The 18,618-nt window shown below is 46.3% G+C and carries 8 protein-coding genes; 3 read left to right on the top strand and 5 right to left on the bottom strand.

Annotated elements, in window-relative coordinates; all coding sequences use genetic code 11:
• Positions 1 to 111 precede the first annotated feature (111 nt).
• The 3 genes from NST58_RS09580 to yhbH all read left to right on the top strand — a co-directional run bounded on the left by NST58_RS09580 (position 112) and on the right by yhbH (position 9,869).
• Positions 112 to 6,849: a hypothetical protein gene (locus NST58_RS09580; protein WP_339247500.1), complete on the top strand. Its 6,738-nt coding sequence runs from the start codon at positions 112 to 114 to the stop codon at positions 6,847 to 6,849.
• Complete coding sequence (locus NST58_RS09575; protein ID WP_339247497.1) at positions 6,846 to 8,531, top strand: hypothetical protein; 1,686 nt, start codon at positions 6,846 to 6,848, stop codon at positions 8,529 to 8,531. Before NST58_RS09580 ends, NST58_RS09575 begins: the two co-directional genes overlap by 4 nt.
• A gap of 174 nt (positions 8,532 to 8,705) precedes the next feature.
• Positions 8,706 to 9,869, top strand: coding sequence for a sporulation protein YhbH (yhbH, locus tag NST58_RS09570; RefSeq protein WP_036684553.1), 1,164 nt, complete (start codon positions 8,706 to 8,708; stop codon positions 9,867 to 9,869).
• Between the two features lie 1,733 nt (positions 9,870 to 11,602).
• Here yhbH and NST58_RS09565 read toward each other — a convergent pair.
• The 5 genes from NST58_RS09565 to NST58_RS09545 form a co-directional block, all read right to left on the bottom strand.
• Positions 11,603 to 13,108: an alpha-glucosidase/alpha-galactosidase gene (locus NST58_RS09565; RefSeq protein ID WP_076126474.1), complete on the bottom strand. Its 1,506-nt coding sequence runs from the start codon at positions 13,106 to 13,108 to the stop codon at positions 11,603 to 11,605.
• Positions 13,109 to 13,226: 118 nt separating this feature from the next.
• Positions 13,227 to 14,144, bottom strand: a complete 918-nt coding sequence (locus tag NST58_RS09560) for an AraC family transcriptional regulator (RefSeq protein WP_076195100.1) — start codon at positions 14,142 to 14,144, stop codon at positions 13,227 to 13,229.
• 167 nt (positions 14,145 to 14,311) lie between these two features.
• The gene (locus NST58_RS09555) at positions 14,312 to 16,366 is read right to left on the bottom strand and encodes a methyl-accepting chemotaxis protein (RefSeq protein ID WP_339247494.1); all 2,055 of its coding nucleotides are present in this window, start codon (positions 16,364 to 16,366) and stop codon (positions 14,312 to 14,314) included.
• 97 nt (positions 16,367 to 16,463) lie between these two features.
• Positions 16,464 to 17,306 (bottom strand): sugar ABC transporter permease, encoded by an 843-nt coding sequence (locus NST58_RS09550; protein ID WP_076126471.1) that lies wholly within the window; start codon positions 17,304 to 17,306, stop codon positions 16,464 to 16,466.
• Positions 17,303 to 18,616 (bottom strand): sugar ABC transporter permease, encoded by a 1,314-nt coding sequence (locus tag NST58_RS09545; RefSeq protein ID WP_036684375.1) that lies wholly within the window; start codon positions 18,614 to 18,616, stop codon positions 17,303 to 17,305. Before NST58_RS09545 ends, NST58_RS09550 begins: the two co-directional genes overlap by 4 nt.
• Positions 18,617 to 18,618: the final 2 nt, after the last annotated feature.

Here is an 18,618-nt window from a genome sequence, read left to right as displayed (position 1 = left end):
ATGGGACATACACTAATACCCATTTTGTATCATAGGCTAACATACAGGTATTAACTGTGCCGTCCTAACTATAGGACGGTTCACTTTTGGCCAAAATCAACCTCGAAGGAGGTGAGAATCATTCCACTAGTCGTACGGGCAACGATCAATGCGACCGGTGCTATCACATTTACCGGCAACACGCTTGGACTTAGCCGCTCCGATACGATCGGAGTGCCAGGGACACTAGACAGCATCGGTGGCTTTACGACTGTTAATACTTCATCGACATTTGGTTCCTATCCTAGCGGAACTACTAGTCTTTATACAAGCAACAGTTCAGCAGCCATACTGGTCCTACCATCTGGCAGCACAGTGCTGTATGCAGAACTGATATGGGGCGGTACCTATATTAACGGAACCGTTAACCTCAGTTCGGCCATTAACAATCCTGTCTCCCTAATAACTCCTGCTGGCACTACATTCAGCGTTACTCCCGATTCAGCAACGAGCAACGTAGTCGATTTGGGAGGTGGTGCATCAGCATATGTTCGTTCCGCCAACGTGACCAGCATTATCCAACAAGGCGGCGCCGGCACCTACACCACTGGCGGTGTAGTGGGTACGATTGTTATCCCTAGTGATTCCACGGCCAACCATGCTGGCTGGACATTAGGCGTAATCTACCAAAATACAGCCTTACCTTTTCGCAATATGTCCCTACGGGCAGGTGCAATACTTGTACAGGCAACCTCAGCCCCAGTTTCAACTACGATCACAGGCTTCGCAACACCAATTACAGGTGCGCTTGGCGGCAGAGCGTTATTCAGCGCACAGGAGGGGGATGCCAACCGTTCGGGGGATCAAGCGTTATTTGGTCCAACCTCGGCTACACTTGTTGCTTTATCGGGACCAAACAACTTTGCCAACAACTTTTTTGCGTCACAGATTAACAATGATGCAGGTAATCTAAACACAACAGGTACCTTTGGAAACCGCAATCAAACCAACGGAAACCCAGGGACCAACATTATCGGCGGCCGTCAAGGCTGGGACATTACCAATGTTGACGTCTCCGCCCGGCTGATAAACAATCAATCTTCAGCCGTATTACAATTAACCACCTCAGGCGATGCTTATGTACTCAACGGTAATGCCATACAGGTTGATATCAATGCTCCTAAAATAAACCTCACTAAAAGCGCTAATGTAGCCGGCCCCATAGTCGGTGATACGGTAACTTATACGGTGACTGTCAGTAATACAGGAACAGCGGGAGCAGCAAGTGTCGTTTTATCAGATGCGTTGCCGGCAGGATCCACTTTTGTAACTGGAAGCGTAGTCGTTGCTGGCGTCGTAAGGCCTACTTTTGATATTACAGCAGGAATCCCATTAGGCTCATTAGCTTTAAGCAGTTCAATAACGGTTACATATCAAGCCAAAGTCACTTCATTGCCGCCAAGTCCACAAAATATCGCAAATACTGCCAACGCTGCCTTTACGTTTCAAAGTGTAGCCGGAGGCCCTATCATGACGGGGGTCATTCCATCTAATACAGTAACCTTACCTGTATATTCACCCGTCCTTAACATTGTGAAATCAGCCAGTACCACCAATGCTACGGTTGGAGATCAGATCACCTATACTCTTCAAATCACGAACACAGGAAATATCGGCGCGTTAACAACACTTACAGATAATATTCCTTCAGGCAGCTCTTATGTCGCAGGCAGCTTCACCGTCAATGGAAATCCTGTCGCTGGTAACCCTGCCACAGGGATTGCTATCGGTACGGTTGCTGCCGGTGGCAGTTCTACTGTTCAATTTCGGGTCATTGTAAATAGTCTTCCCTCTCCGCCACAACTGGTCGATCAAGCAAGCGCCGCTTATACGTTTCAGGTTCCAGATGGGCGAACTATTGCTGGATCAGCCTCATCCAATACACTATCTATTCCAGTTAGAACACCCAATGTTACCGTAGTCAAAAGCGCAGGATTTGCTGACGTTGTTGTCGGTGATACACTACTCTACACTTCCGTAATCAGTAACAACGGCATAGCGGCAATTACCAACGTCTCACTCTCAGATACCATACCTGCGGGGACATCGCTGGTCCCCGGAAGTGTTACCGTCGCCGGTGTATCACAACCCTCAGCTAATCCTGGAACAGGGATTGCTGTCGGTACCATCGCTCCAGGAAGCTCCGTCGCCGTCACTTTTCAAGTCAACGTTATCTCATTACCAAGTCCTGCTCAGCTATTGAATAAATCTAGTGCCTCTTTTAGCTCGGGTGCTTTTACTGGCATTTCAGTCTCAAACACGACTACAACTCCCGTGTATCAGCCTGTAATCCAAATTGCAAAAAGCTCGAACGTTTCCAGTGCAACTGTAGGCGGCAATATTCTTTATACGTTAAATGTTCAGAATTCAGGGAATATCGGGGCGGCTGTAACCCTGAGCGACAATATTCCTTCAGGAAGCGCCTTTGTCTCGGGAAGTGTAACTGTTAACGGTGTTGCTAGACCTGCTGACTCTCCAATTACAGGAATTAACTTAGGCACTTTAGCTTCAGGGGCAGCTGTTCCTGTGACCTTTCTTGTCTCGGTACAATCTCTGCCTGCTCCACCTGTTCTGAATAATCAAGGCAATAGCAATTACACCTACCAACTGCCAAGTGGAAGATCATTCTCCGGGACCAGTCTATCCAATACCCTAACCATTCCGGTCTCCGCTCCAAACATTACACTAACCAAAACTGCAAATCTAACTAATGTAGCGGTTGGAGAAAATCTTACTTATTCAATCATAGTGTCCAACCCAAGCAGCGTCACTGTCACTAACGTTGTTGTCTCTGACCCTATTCCTACGGGGGGAGCTTTTGTAGCAGGCAGTGTGACTGTCAACGGTTCGACGGTTGCAGCGGCTAACCCAAGTACAGGTATAGCAATCGGAAGTATCGCCGCGGGCAGCTCTGTCACGGTGTCTTTTAGAGTGAATGTTGCTTCCTTGCCAAGTCCAGCACAGTTTACAAACAGAGCCAGCGCCTCCTTCACCTCTGGGGCGTTCACCGGTTCTTCGCTCTCAAACACGATAGTAACACCTGTATTTCAGCCCATCCTTAGTATGGTCAAAAGCGCCAATGCAGCACAGGCATCTGTAGGGGGATCTCTCTCATACTCCATCCTGATCAGCAACACCGGGAATATTGCAGCTACTCTATTAGTAACTGATATCCTGCCACCCCAAGCCGTGTTTGACACGAATAGTGTCATTATTGGAGGAACACCTTTGCCCGGATATAATCCGGCAACTGGCATTCCAGTTGGACCGCTCGCTCCTGGTGATAGTGTCACCGTAAGTTTTCTGGTCACAATCACAGCCCTACCTCCATCACAAGTATTGCTGAACTCTGCTTCAGCGACATATAATTTCACCCTTCCAGACGGGCGTCAGCTCGGTGGAAATGTAGTGTCCAATACGCTCTCTGTCCCAGTGTCCGCCCCTAACGTCAGTGTTGTAAAAAGCGTAAACGCTGCTACTGCTGTTACTGGTGATATCCTTACCTTTACCTCTGTATTGACCAACAACAGTATTGCAACAGTAAGCAATATCATTCTCAGCGATCCTCTGCCTGAGAATGTCGCTTTTATTCCCGGAACCGTAATTGTAAGTGGCACTACCCTGCCGCTAGCAGTTCCGTCCGCCGGCATTCCAATCGGTAGTTTGAGCCCTGGCGCCACAGCTACCGTAACATTCGAGGTGAGGATAACGATGCCGATACCATCACAGATTAACAATCAGTCGTCTGTCAGTTTTACATCCGGTGTATTCTCCGGTTCTTCTTCATCTAATATCACAACTACACCAGTTATTCAGCCCCAAATCTCCTTAGTAAAAAGTGCCGCTGATGGAGACGGCGATTTCGATGCTCTAGTCGTCGGTGATTCTATCATCTACACAGTGATTGTTAGCAACACAGGTAATCTGGCTACAAATTTAACACTAACTGATAACATTCCAGCAGGTACAGTTTTTGTTCCTAATAGTGTCATTGTAGGTGGCATGCCTCAACCCGGATCAGCCCCAGATACAGGGATAGCTGTAGGAAATGTCGCTCCTGGTGCCAGTATTGCAGTCAGCTTCACCGTTGATATCATCTCCCTGCCAACACCTCAGCAGATTAGTAATCAGGCTTCTGCAAGCTTTACCTTTACTCCGCCTGACGGTAGACCGTTATCTGGGACTGCTGTGTCTAACACTGTAACTTTACAAGTCTCTGCTCCTAACATTGTCGTTACCAAGAGCACTACTTCAACATCAGTTGCTGTTGGTGAAACGGTCACATACAACGTCAATATAACTAATAATGGTATAGAATCTGTTACTAGCGTCTTACTCAATGATCCTACACCGGTAGGGAGTACTTTTGTAACAGGCAGCGTGTCTGTCAACGGAGTTCCATTCCCGAACTTGAATCCTGCTTCGGGGATATCTATCGGCACTCTAGCAGCTGGTGCATCAGCGCTGGTTACCTACAGTGTTACTGTTACCTCCGTCCCTCCTACAGCTTCACTCATCAATCAGGCATCTGTTACCTTCACTTCAGGCGTTATTTCAAGCTCCACTTTTTCTAATACCGTTACAGTCCCTGTGTTCCAGCCGAACATTGCCGTAGTCAAGAGTGCTAGTACAGCCAATGCCACGGTTGGCGATTCCGTTAGCTACACACTGACAGTGAGTAACACAGGAAACTATGCTGCTAATTTAACATTGACGGATAATATTCCCGCAGGTACGGCTTTTGTTCCGAATAGCGTGCTCATCAATGGACTCCCTTTAGCGCAAGCGGATCCTTCCACCGGAATTGCAGCTGGAATAATACAGCCTGGAGGAACGACCGTAGTCATTTTCACGGTTGACATCACTTCATTGCCTAGTCCTCAGCAACTGGTCAATCAAGGAACCGCAGCATACAGCTTCACCTTACCCGACGGACGTACACTTAATGGGTCTGCACTCTCTAACACCGTCACTATTCCGGTCTCCTCACCTAATATTGCTGTAGTTAAAACTACAACCACAACATCAACTACAGTCGGTGACACTATTACTTATTCCATAGCTTTAACTAATAACGGGATTGCCACTGTAAATAATGTGGTCTTCACAGACGCCCTTCCTGCCGGCACCACCTTTGTGACAGGCAGCGTGCTTGTGGACGGTGTGCCTCGCACAGGAGTTAGCCCAGCTACTGGAGTGACCCTAGGCAGCATAGCACCCGGTGTAACCGTAACTGTTGCTTTTACCGTAAATGTAGTTTCACTGCCGCCTACTGGATTGTTAAATAATCAGTCAACAGTCAGCTTCACCTCAGGTGTTGTCTCAAATGTAGCCTTCTCAAATATCGTCACGACGCCTGTCTATCTGCCTATCCTTGCAGCAGCAAAAAGCTCCAATTCAGTCAATGCTACCGTTGGGGATACGATTACTTATACTATAAATGTGACCAACACAGGTAACTACGGAGCTTTAGCAACCCTGAGTGACACCATTCCAGCGGGTACAACGTTTATTCCAAACAGTGTACTCATTCAAGGCGCTCCTGCTCCAGGAGCAGACCCAGCTGCCGGGATCTCACTGGGGGTAATCTCCGCGAATGGAAGCCTGTCTGTAATGTTCTCAGTGCTTATCACAACATTGCCGGCAAGCCAACAGCTGCTCAATCAAGCTTCCGTCGCGTTTGCATACACACTTCCAGATGGACGGACATTTAACAATTCGATCAATTCCAATACAACAACAATCTCAGTATCCTCACCGAACGTTATCGTCACTAAATCTTCGACAGCTACCGATGCCGTTGTTGGGGATACCATCACTTATAACTTCACTGTTACCAACAGCGGAATAGCAAATATCAGTAACGTTAACCTCAGTGATCCAATACCTGCAGGCTCTAGCTTTGTCGCTGGCAGTGTGACCGTAGATGGCACTCCACGCCCTAGCGCCAACCCAGCGAACGGGATCTCGCTCGGTACTCTTGCACCGGGAGCATCTTTCCAAGTCTCGTTCAACACGATTGTCAATGTGCTGCCTAATCCTGCAACACTTAGTAATCAAGCTTCCGTCAGTTTCACCTCCGGCGCATTCTCAGGATCTTCATTCTCAAATACACTTGTTATTCCGGTATATCAACCTATCATTGTAGTTGTCAAAGGGGCGGACAGAACCGCCGCAACTGTCGGAGATACGATTACTTACTCCTTAAATGTGACAAATACTGGTAACCTCATAGCAAATGTAGTTATTACCGATACCATTCCGAACGGAGCTGTCTTTGTTCCAAACAGCGTGCTCGTGAATGGGGTACCACAACCAGGATCAGATCCGGCTACTGGCTTAAGTATTGGGTCGGTAGCTCCGGGAAGTACAGTAACAGTAACCATTACGTTGCAGGTTACTATTGCTTCCCTCCCTTCGCCACAACAGTTAGTCAATCAAGCTACAGCAAATTTCACATTCACACCACCAGATGGACGTTCACTCACGGGATCCTCTGTCTCAAACGTCCTAATTATCCCTGTATCTTCACCAGACGTAAGTGTGGTTAAGAGCACTACTTCTATTGATGCGGTTGTGGGCGATATCATCACCTATACGATTGTTGTCACCAACTTAGGGATTTCACCAGTTAATAATGTCATCATGGTTGACCCTATTCCAGCTGGCAGCCAGTTCGTAACGGGAAGCATTACCGTAGATGGAGCCCCACGTCCTAGTGGCAGTCCAGCTTCGGGAATCGCAATTGGTACAATTGCTGCTGGTGCTTCTTCAACCATTACCTTCCAGGTTCAGGTAGTAGCGTTATGATTCCCGGCTCACGTACCCAACCTGTCGTAACCAATCAGTCCATGGTACTCTTCAACTCGGCAGCGGGTGTTGACGGAATTGTCTATTCCAATACCGTTAACACCCCGGTCGTGGGCCCCGTGCTTTCATTGCTGAAGAGTACAGATAAACTCCACGCCTCTTTAGGCGACACTTTGGTGTATACCTTTAAAGCCAGTAATAATGGAAATACAGATGCTTTTTTGACGGTGTTTGACATTCTTCCAGAAGGTGTATCCTTTATTTCCAACAGTGTGCTCAGAGACGGTGTGCCTCTTCCGGGGGCTACACCGTCTTCAGGCATCCCCCTTGGTTCTATTGCACCGCAGAGTCAAGTGAGCATCGCCTTTCAAGTCGTCATCATTTCCCTGCCGTCTTCCCTAGTGCTGCAAAATAAAGCGCTGGGCCGTTTTTCTTTTTCCACACCGGAGGGAAGAATCGTTAAAGGTGAGCTTACGTCTAACGTTGTGCTGGTTTCTTTACGCTCCTACCAGCTCTCGACCTCCTTGTCTGCAAGTACTCCGACTTCTTTTATAGGGGATGTAGTCACTTACACCTTGCGGCTTACAAATGAAGGAAACAGCCTCTTAACTCAAATCAGTGCAACAATTTCTATTCCAGACGGGGCGGTGTTTATACCGGGGAGTGTCATCGCAGGTGGGATTTATTACCCAGAATCAGACCCGGCACAGGGGATATTACTCGGTTCCCTGGACACAGACCTAAGCGTTGATATTACTTTTCGTGTCCGAGTAACAGAGTTTTCTCCCTCGTTGGCCTTAACCAACAGCGCGGTTGTCACCTATTCAGTCGATGAGCATACAATTACGACCGAAAGTAACACTGCGGTTGTCTCACTTGTCCAAGCGGGGGTCACCATTAGCAAAAAAGTAGATCATGTTACAGCAGCTCCGGGCGATAATTTGAGATATGAGCTTACGGTAACGAACAACGGGAATCTGGCTGTAAATGCAGTCCTAACAGATGCCATACCTTCAGGTACTCTTTTCGTATGGGATAGTGTTCTCTTAAATGGAGTGTTGCAAAAAGGTGCACGACCAGCGGAAGGCATCCAGTTAGGTACTTTAAGAGGCGGAACTACAGCAGTTGTAGTTTTTCAAGTGAGTATACCTGCAGCCATTAACATTCATGAAATCGCAGCCGTACAAAACCATGGTAGTGTTCAGTATACCTTTGTGCTTCCAGACGGACGGACCGTACGGCAAACCTCTCGTTCCAATACAGTTACCACCCTAGTAGTCACACCTATCATTTCACTCGTAGTCCATGCAAAACCAACTATCGTAGAAGCAGGAGAGCGAGTCCAATGCTGGATCTCACTAACCAATAGTGGAAATTGGCCTGCGGAAATATCTCTGAATCGGCTAACCCCGGAAAAATGTTTTCTTGATCCCAACAGCATTGTGATTGATGGAGTTCCGAATCCACAATCTTCATTTGCCGGCACCTTGCCGCTGGGGGTAGTTAATGCTGCATCTATGGTTAACATTCATTATTTTGTCCAGGTGAGTGAACAGGTAATGGGTCGTTTCCTTAAGGGCTCCGTAAATGCTCAATACTCTTTCAATATGGATGGACGTAACTACTCTGGCGAAAGCCAATCTAACAGCTATGTGCTGACCGTAGATGAGATCAGTGAATAAGAAATCACATATCCCTCATCCCCATGAATATACTTTAGTTACAACCCCAAAACATCCCCACAAAGTGAGGCTTTGCTTTCTATGCGTACTCAGGTGCTTTGCGGGGGATCCAAATATATACTTTGCAAAAAATTGCCTCAATCAACATTTCATATTCCATGGGAGGTGGTCATCCTGTCGCAATCATCCGGTCCCTTTTCCTTCGTAGTCTCAAAAGAAGACTGGTCCCTTCATCGTAAAGGTCATCAGGATCAGGAACGCCATCAGCAAAAGGTCAGAGAAGCCATCAAGGATAATTTGCCTGACCTCGTTACCGAAGAAAATATTATTTTGTCAGGCGGTAAGCAGATTGTGAAGGTTCCGATTCGCAGTCTGGATGAATACCGGATTATTTATAACTTCCGTAAACAGAAGCATGTAGGACAGGGGGACGGGGAAAGTCAGGTCGGCGATGTGCTTGGGCGCGATTCACAATCGGCACAGCCCGGTAAAGGAGAAAAAGCAGGCGATCAGCCGGGCCAAGATACCGTGGAAGCAGAGGTCAATCTGGAAGATCTGGAGGACATTCTGTTTCAGGATATGGAATTGCCTCATCTGAAGCCTAAGAATAAGGAAGAGATCGAGGTCAAATCCATTATTTTTAACGATATTCGTAAAAAAGGGATGATGTCCAACATCGATAAAAAACGTACGCTGCTGGAGAATCTCCGACGCAATGCAAGCAGCGGAAATCCCGGCATTCACAGTATCAGCCCAGATGATCTGCGCTACAAAACATGGGATGATATTAGAACACCTCATTCCAATGCGGTCATTATTGCGATGATGGATACGTCAGGTTCGATGGGTTCATTTGAAAAATACTGCGCCCGCAGCTTCTTCTTCTGGATGACCCGTTTTCTGCGCCGCCAATATGAGAAGGTAGAGATTGTTTTTCTCGCCCACCATACGGAGGCTAAGGAAGTCAGTGAGCATGATTTCTTCACCCGTGGCGAAAGCGGGGGAACGATTTGTTCCTCGGCATATCAGCGAGCGATTGAAATTATCGATAGCCGCTACCCACCTGCGCAGTACAATATTTATCCATTTCACTTCTCCGATGGTGATAATCTCACCTCCGACAACGAACGTTGCGTGAAGCTGATCGGAGAACTGCTGAAACGAAGCAATATGTTCGGCTACGGTGAGGTGAACCAATACAATCGAAGCAGTACCTTGATGTCAGCTTATCGCCATCTGAAACATGAACAATTCATGCATTACGTCATTAAAGACAAAAAAGAAGTGTATCAGGCGCTGAAGACCTTCTTTAGTCCAAAGGGTACGGTTAATTCTTAATCCCCCACTCCAAAACGCGGGTATCCCAAAAGCCAAAAATGGCTGATGGGACATCCGCGTTTTTGGCGTTGCTCCTTCTTGAACAAAACAACAAACTTCGTAAATTGCGTCATCTAAGTTCGCAAGTATCAGGGGATGGGCGAATAGCGACATCTGGGTCCGTAAGATCAGGGGATGGACAAAGTGCGTCATCTGGGTCAGTAAGATCAAGGGATGAGCGAATAGCGTCATCTAGGTACGTAAGATAAAGGGATGGACGAGTAGCGTCATCTGGGTCCGCAAGTATCGGGGGATGGGCAAATAGCGTCACCTGGGTCCGTAAGTATCGGGGATGCGTCAGAATAGTATGTAGGGCAACTGTGGGATTCTGGGGTTAGGCGCTTTCGGACACAGATGACCTTATACGTAGCTTTATCGCATATTTGGCTTGCTATCGGACCCCATAGCCGCTATAGGCATGAAAAACACCAAAAACGACCCTCATTCTGAGCAATAGCTGCACTGGAGTCCGATAATATGCTCCAAAGGCGATAAATTTGCAAATAGGGTCATCTGGGTCCGCAAGTATCGGGGGATGGGCGAATAGCGACATCTAGGACCGCAAGTATCGGGGAATAGACGAATAGCGTCACCTAGGTCCGTAAGTATCAGGGAATGCGCTGGAAATCCAATTAGGGCAACTGGGGATTTTGGGGGATCGGCGCTTTCGGACACAGATGACCTTATAAGTAGCTTTAGCGCACATTTGGATTGCTATCGGACCCCATAGCTACTATTAGCACGAAAAACACCAAAAAAGAGCCTCTTTCTGAGCAATAGCTGCACTGGAGTCCGATAATACGCTCCAAAGGCGATAAATTGCTAAATAGAGTCATCTAGGTCCGTAGGTATCGGGGATGGACGAATTGCGTCATCTAGGTCCGCAAGTATCGGAGGATGGGCAAATAGCGTCATCTGGGTCCGTAAGATCGAGGGATGAGCGAATAGCGTCATCTAGGTACGTAAGAACAGGGGATGCGTTCAGTATAGTATGTAGGGCAACTGGGGATTCTGGGAGATCGGCGCTTTCGGACACAGATGACCTTATACGTAGCTTTATCGCATATTTGACTTGCTATCGGACCCCATAGCCGCTATAGGCATGAAAAACACCAAAAAAGAGCCTCTTTCTGAGCAATAGCTGCACTGGAGTCCGATAATACGCTCCAAAGGCGATAAATTGCTAAATAGCGTCATCTAGGTCCGTAGGTATCGTGGATGGACAAATAGCGTCATCTGGGTCCGTAAGATCGAGGGATGGACGAATAGCGTCATCTGGGTCCGAAAGTACCGGGGGATGGGCGAATAGCGTCATATGGGACCACAAGTATCGGGGAGGGGCAAATTGCTCATCTGAGTCCGTAAGTATCGAGGAATGCGTCAGTATAGTATGTAGGGCAACTGTGTGGGATTACTGTAGCGCTCGGCGCTACGGTATAGATTAAAAAATAAGCCAGTGAAATTAAACTAACTTTCTTTTTTCAGTTACATAATAACTCCTACTATAAACCTAATTTCACAATTTGGATCGGTACCGATAAACTTGTACTCCCCACCCATGTCAGCTTATTTTCGTAAGCTATGACTGCTGTTTTGTTTTTCCCCCTCTTAGATTTCCATCCTAAAAAAACCTCCAATCCCAAACTATGGAATGTGGAGGTTATTTATAGTTAAAAAGCTTTCAATGCTACACCTTATTGAACCTTCTCTCTATCCTTGCCTTTATCAGACTCACCAGCATTTTTGTTCGCTGCTTCCCGGTCCTGCATCATCTCATCCACCGTCTTCACCTTCAGGCGAGCAGCGCCCTCGTTGTTAGCGTTCGTTGGGATAAGCTCTCCTGAAGCCAAACGTTCCTTGGCTTTAGCAATAGCTTCGCTGTATTGAGGCAGCCACTGTTCCCCTGCGACGAGCATCTCATCGACCATCTGCCAGATTTCTTTTGGATTACATACAGCACCAACGAGTGGATCCATCATAAATGCCTGACGTAACAGCTTATCATCGCCGTGTACAGCTGCTTCAACCGCCAGACGTTGCACTGAAATGCTCACGTTACATACGGCGGCAGGACCCAGCGGCAATTCACCTACCAATGGCATGGAGATCCCGTTCCGGTCTACATATCCCGGTGCTTCGATGATGGCATCATCTGGCAGATTAGAGATTACACCATTGTTCACTGTATTAAAGTGCCCCCGGTACACTCGTCCCGTTTCCAATCCTTCTATAATATAAGAGCCGTGCTCTTCCCCGCGATTCTCCTTCGTATACTCCAATGCCGGGTCTTTCATCCAGTTTGGAAAATCGGTCTCGAACCAATTCCGACCTTCCGTGCAGACACGCAGATAACCGCCTGTTTCTCCGTTAATCCAGCTCCCAAGATCGATCCAATCCATAATTTCATCACTGCGTTTACGGTACCATGGCACGTACTCACTTAAGTGTCCATTGGATTCTGTACTATAGTAGCCAAAGCGACGAAGCATATCGATGCGCACTTTTTCCGTACGGCTGAATTCCGGATGTTTCTCAAAAGCCTCTAAAAGACCTTCGGTCAGATCCTTCCCCTCATGACTTGCTGAAATATACCAGGTCTGGTGATTGATGCCCGCACAGATAATATCAACTTCGGATTTCTTAAGACCATACACATCCGCAATTTGTTGGTGCCCATGCTGTACACCATGACATAGACCGATGGTCCGAACACCACCATATTTATTGCAGGCCCAGGTCAGCATAGCCATCGGATTCGAATAGTTAAGCAAAAGCACATCCGGTGCTGCCATCTCCCTAATATCACGGCAAATATTCAGCATCTCCGCAATTCCGCGTTGCCCGTACATGATGCCACCCGCACACAGAGTATCTCCCACACACTGATCAACTCCGTATTTTAAGGGAATGTCCACATCCGTAGCAAAGGCTTCAAGCCCACCCATCCGAATAGTACAAAATACGTACTTGGCATCCTTCAGTGCTTCTCTGCGATCCGTTGTCGCCTGAATTTGTATATTTAAACCATTCTCCTTAATATCACGCTGGCATAGCTCCGTGACCATCTCCAGATTGTGGCTGTTAATATCCATAAATGAGACTTCGATATTTTTAAATTCCGGTACAGTTAGTAAGTCCCGCAACAATCCACGGGTAAATCCAATGCTGCCTGCCCCTATAAAAGACACTTTAAATGACATGGTTATCATCCTCCGGTAATGAATTGGTTGTTCCTGTCCATTGTAGCAAGGGACCTAAGGAAAGCGTAACCAATATCATGACCTCTTTTGAAAGAAGGTGTCAAAAATCCTAACCTATCTACTGAAAATCATACTCTTCATAACTCCAGGCGTGACGCTCAATGGAATTGCGGAATTCTACAGGCGTGCAATCGGCGTATTTTTTAAAAAGAAGGTGAAAATATTGCCTGCTGCTAATTCCTACGTAATCTGCAATTTCAGCAATCGGGATGTCGCTCTGCCCAAGCAGCATCTTCGCTTTCTCCATTCGCAGCATATTCAAGTAATCGCTGAGCGTCCGACCTGTATGGCTCTTAAAAATTCGATGCAAATATCCGGGATGCAGATTAACTGCGGCAGCGATGTCCTTAACCTGAATGTTCTGGTCATAGTTCTGATGCAGGAATTCAATGCTCCGCCGCACATAAAGCTGCGAGGGCTGTTGGCTGGTATGAAGCTGCTCTTGCCGAAGTCTGGATAACCGCAACAGAAGCTCACAAAATAATAAATCAACCATACTTCCACCCTTTCCGCCGCTCTGATCAAGCTCTAACACAAGTCCCTTTAGAACATGATAGATTTCCTCCGGATCAGGCATTACTAAACTGGAAAAAGGAAGCTGCAGCATTTCTGCGAGCGCCGTTTCTTCACGGGCTAGCTTGCCAACAGAGGGTGCAACCCCTCTATATTCCATGAACCCAAATTCCACATTTAGCATCCGACAAGGTGCCCCCTCTTCAACAATCAGCCTATGCGGAACATTCGCGTCTAAAATGATCAATTCTCCCCGCTTCAGCCGAACTCTCTCTTCTCCTCCTGAGCTTGGACGGACATCCACGATACAACTTCCTGAGATCAAATACATGATTTCCGTTGAATTATGCTGATGGTAAGACATATTGTAGTTATTCCACTGTTTATAATAGTAAGCAAAAAAATGAGGACTATAATCTCCCTCGATTAAAACCTGCTGAAAAAGACTCCCGCTGGGGCTCAGATTTAAGTTCGTCAATGGATCACTACTTTCTTCATTTATTACTTAATACAAGTGTATCTCTTTAGCCACTTCGAAGACAAGATAACGTCCGATAGCAATCAAATCAACAAAAACGAGCAACTCTCCATTATATTGGAAAATTGCCCGTCTCTATTAGAATAATATTGTCATACTTGAAAAGAAACCAAAGAGTGCTTAAGATCGGCTGCCAAGCCCTCCAGCTTTTCCGATAGGGCAACCAATTCCTCACTAACCGTGAATTGCTGAGATGACATAGAAGCTACCTCCTCCGTCGAAGCAGTGGTTTGCTGGACGATGGAGCTTACGCTGGCCATGGATTCACCGAGTTGACGCTGGAACTCAATCAGTTCGAGGACAGAAGCAGAAGATTCACTAATATGTTTCATGAAATGTTCCATTTCCTCTTTGACACTCGCGAATATCGTTGACGACTCTCTTACAGAAGAGATTTGTTCACGGAACTTAGGAGCGGCTTCATTGATATCCTTAACGGTGTTCTCGATATGTAGACCAATCTCTTCCGTGATCTTGGAGACCGATTGAATCGATTCATTCGACTGGTTAGCGAGCTGCCTGATTTCATCAGCAATCACTATGAACCCTCTACCTGCCGCACCTGCTCTAACTGCTTCTATGGTAGCATTTAGTGCCAAAATATTGGTCTGCTTATTCACAGCAATCATAGGGCTGAGTATACTGCGAATTAAATGAGTGCTTTCTCTGAGCTTAGTAGAATTATCTTGAATTCGATTGATCATCTCTACCGTAGACTCACTCTGCTCTACCAGCAGTTTCATCAGCTCTGTACCTTGATTGCTAACCTCAATGACCCGTTCTGCTGAATGGTCCATCACTGTATTTATTTCCGTCACTTCACTCATTTTGTTGCCGATAATCTCAACATTGTGATAACTGCGTTCGGCTTCAACAGCGAGGCTGGCTGACCCCGCTGCAATCTCACCGGTAGCGGTCGCAACCTCTCTGGCATGGAGGGAGATTGTACTTGATGCTTGTACTAATTGTTCCGAAGTAAGGAGGACCTCATCTGCCGAATTCCCGCTCTGCCTTGCAAGTAAGGAGATCTGCTCCATCATTTTGTTGAAGCTTTGACCCAAGCGGCCAATCTCATCTTTGCCCTTGAAATTGGTTCGTACCTGCAGGTTCCCACGCTCTCCTTCCTCCATCAAGATTGCCAGCTTACCCAGCGGGCGCCCTACCAATCGAACAAGAATATAACCAATTAGTAGTGCTATTAAGGCTGCCGCCAGCACCACAGAAAATGTGATATATAAAAGCTTGTCCGCAGACTTAGTAAAATCACTGACAGGAGCATACCCCATAAGCATCCACTTGGCAGTCGCCAGGGGCTGGTATACAACAAGCTGAGAACTTCCGTTCTCATCCTCCGCTGTAAATGAATGATTTTGCTCTTTCCCTTGTTCTTCTGAAACTTTTATGTAAGAGGGTTGACCCAGCTTGGCATGATCCGCACCATACACAATGCTGCCATCCGCACTCAAGATACGAATTTCACCGGTCATCCCAATCTGAAGGTTAGACAGCATTTCAGTCATGGCCTTCCCTTTCACTTCGATTAGCATGTAATACTCCGCTTCGGGATGTAAAAGATTACGTAGCAATCTCCCCATAGTTAAGGAGGGCTCAGTATAAGCATCAAAAAAGCCTTTCTCACGAACGGGAAACCAGACTGGCTCTCCTTTAGCTGCGGCAATTTGCTCTAATCTTGCGGAAATGCCTTCATCACTACGAATCCCACTTATACCAGCAGACTTATAAGATTCTGAGTCTACCAAGCTCTTGGATACCAGCCTGACGCCATACATCCGCTCATCAGACCCTTTTACCAAGTCTAGCTTTCTGCGAATCCGATCTTCAGCACCGGCTTTGGCCACAGTTGTAAGCTCGCCACTATTTATTTTTTCTAAATCACCCTTTAACACAGAGTCGAGTGCAAACTGCCTTGATAGTGCCTCATACTCTGCCAGCACAAAATCCAGCTTGTCCGCTGCCTGAACTACAGATTGTGTGGAGGCTGCAGCAACCTCATTCGTAATGATATTTTTAGCGGCAAAATAGGAAGTCAATCCTAGCACGGAGGATAAGAGAACTATAGAACTAAATAAAATAACGAACAGTTTAACTCCAACAGATTTAAAATATAGAGTCCAGGACTTTTTCATTAAGTTCACTCCCCATGACGAAATAAGGGTACAGCCCTCCATTTCTGTATAAAGGCTGTACCCTGATCATTTATTAGCATGAAGCGAGCGAATGGGTTTACCCCTTACTAGCTCCTGCTGTCAAGCCATCTACTAGCAGACGTTGCAAGAATACAAACAAAATCATAATTGGAATGGAGATCAAAACCGCACCCGCAGAGAACAAGGTAAAGTTAGTGTTTTGATTGGTGTTAACCATATCCCACATCCCCACTGCAACTGTCCAGTTCTCCTTAGTCCGCAGAATGAGTCTCGCAAAAATGAAGTCCACCCATGGTCCAACAAACTGAGTCAGCGCCATATATGTGATCATAGGACGTGACAAAGGTAAGATGATTCGCATAAATATTCCGAAATTGCTCGCCCCGTCAATACGAGCGGCCTCATCCAAGGAACGAGGAATCGTATCGAGGAAACCTTTGGCGATAAAGGTCCCTCCCAGCGGCGCCCCGGCCGCATAAACGATAATTAACGCAATATGTGTATCCAGCAAATTAAACTCTTTAAGCAGCATATAAATAGCGATCATACTCATAAAACCAGGGAACATACCAAGAATCAATACGGTGGATAACGCTGTTTTACGCGCTTTAAACCGGAATCTGGATACGGCATAACTGGTTAACAAAGTAAGAACTACCCCGATAAGCATCGAGAACACAGCTATTTTCAAGGTATTGGCATACCAAGTCCCAAACATATAGCTGGGTGATGTGAACAATTCTCTGTAATGTGATAAAGTGAATTGCTCGGGAATAAACGTTTTGCTGTACAATGATTTACCAGGTCGGAAAGAAGCTAAAAGAATCCAAAGGGCAGGATAGAGTGCAGCTATCGACAAAGCAATCAAGATAATATAACTACCTGCTAAGCGAATAAAGTTCGCGACTTTTCTGCTCATTGGATCATATCCTCCTCTTTAAATGACTTCGTCCGGCGGTAATTGTACAGGGAGAATGAAGCGACAATGATAAAGATAATAATCCCTATTGCCGAAGCCATGTTGTTTTTATTCTGATCTAGCGTTAATTTGTATAACCAGGTTACTAGCAAGTCCGTAGAACCGGCATATTGATAGTCACCATTTACCGGACTACCACCAGTTAATAGGAAGATCGCGTTAAAGTTGTTGATGTTACCTGCAAACTGCGTAATCAAGGTCGGTGCTGTAGAGAACAATACCATCGGCAACGTTACGATACGGAACTTCTGATAACCCGATGCTCCATCCACCTCAGCAGCTTCATACATATCCCGTGGGATAGTAGTCAGAACGCCCATGATAAGCAGCATAGAAACAGGAATACCTACCCACATATTAACGATAATTACGGTAACCTTAGCCCAGAATGGGTCAGTCAGCCACGGTAAACCATCCAATCCAAAATACCCCATGTATTGATTGATAGGCCCGAATTGACCGTTAAATAAGTTGCGCATGAGCAGAAGCGAGATTAACTGTGGCACCGCGTAAGGCACAATCAGAATTACTCTCCACATTCCTTTGAAGCGAATGCCCTTCTGACTCACCAGCAAAGCGACCAACAGTCCTCCGAAGTATGTAGTAATGGTTGAAAGAACTGCCCATATAATTGTCCATGTTAATACACCATAAAAAGTGTGGCTCCATGTCTTAAGGACCAATAAATTACGAAAGGTCTGAAATCCAACCCAGTCCACCAATTTGGCGGGTGGAAGATGATCAGGTGCGGAATAGTTCGTAAAGGCCAACAGGATCATGAAGATAATTGGCATAATCGTAAAGAATAGAACACCAATGCCCGGCAAGACTAGAAACGCTTGAGCAAACTTGTAATCCAGGATATAACGAACACTTTGTTTAAAAGTGTTTGCCTGAAGACCGTTATCACGTTTTTCTCCAATCTTGTAAGCATCTCTGATATTCAAATACCACGCGATAATCAATAGAATAAGAATAAGGATGGTGATCAAGCTTTGGATCATGATATAAATCGAGTGATCACCGGTAACCATCTTGGCGATCCCCTTCACTTTAACCAGACGACTCGGATTCTCTCCTAGTGTTACGATGCCCCATAAAGAGTTGGCAAGGTTCTCAATAAAATAAAAAACGGCTACAGCTTCTACGGCTAAATATAATATTCCTTTAACGAATTGGCGGTTATATATTTGTCCCAATCCCATAAAAATCGTCGACAGTATTGCGGCCCTCGTGCGATGTCGTTGCATTT

The organism is Paenibacillus sp. FSL R10-2796 (genome assembly GCF_037965315.1).
In the GTDB taxonomy this organism is placed as follows: Bacteria; Bacillota; Bacilli; order Paenibacillales; family Paenibacillaceae; genus Paenibacillus_AQ; species Paenibacillus_AQ odorifer.
Note: the sequence above shows the minus strand (reverse complement) of the source record. Positions and strands in the feature narration are given on the sequence as shown.

Coding starts and splice junctions, on each gene's coding strand:
- NST58_RS09555 (WP_339247494.1), bottom strand. CDS start 16,366: ATGAAAAAGTCCTGGACTCTATATTTTAAATCTGTTGGAGTTAAACTG.
- NST58_RS09545 (WP_036684375.1), bottom strand. CDS start 18,616: ATGCAACGACATCGCACGAGGGCCGCAATACTGTCGACGATTTTTATG.
- NST58_RS09565 (WP_076126474.1), bottom strand. CDS start 13,108: ATGTCATTTAAAGTGTCTTTTATAGGGGCAGGCAGCATTGGATTTACC.
- NST58_RS09550 (WP_076126471.1), bottom strand. CDS start 17,306: ATGAGCAGAAAAGTCGCGAACTTTATTCGCTTAGCAGGTAGTTATATT.
- NST58_RS09575 (WP_339247497.1), top strand. CDS start 6,846: ATGATTCCCGGCTCACGTACCCAACCTGTCGTAACCAATCAGTCCATG.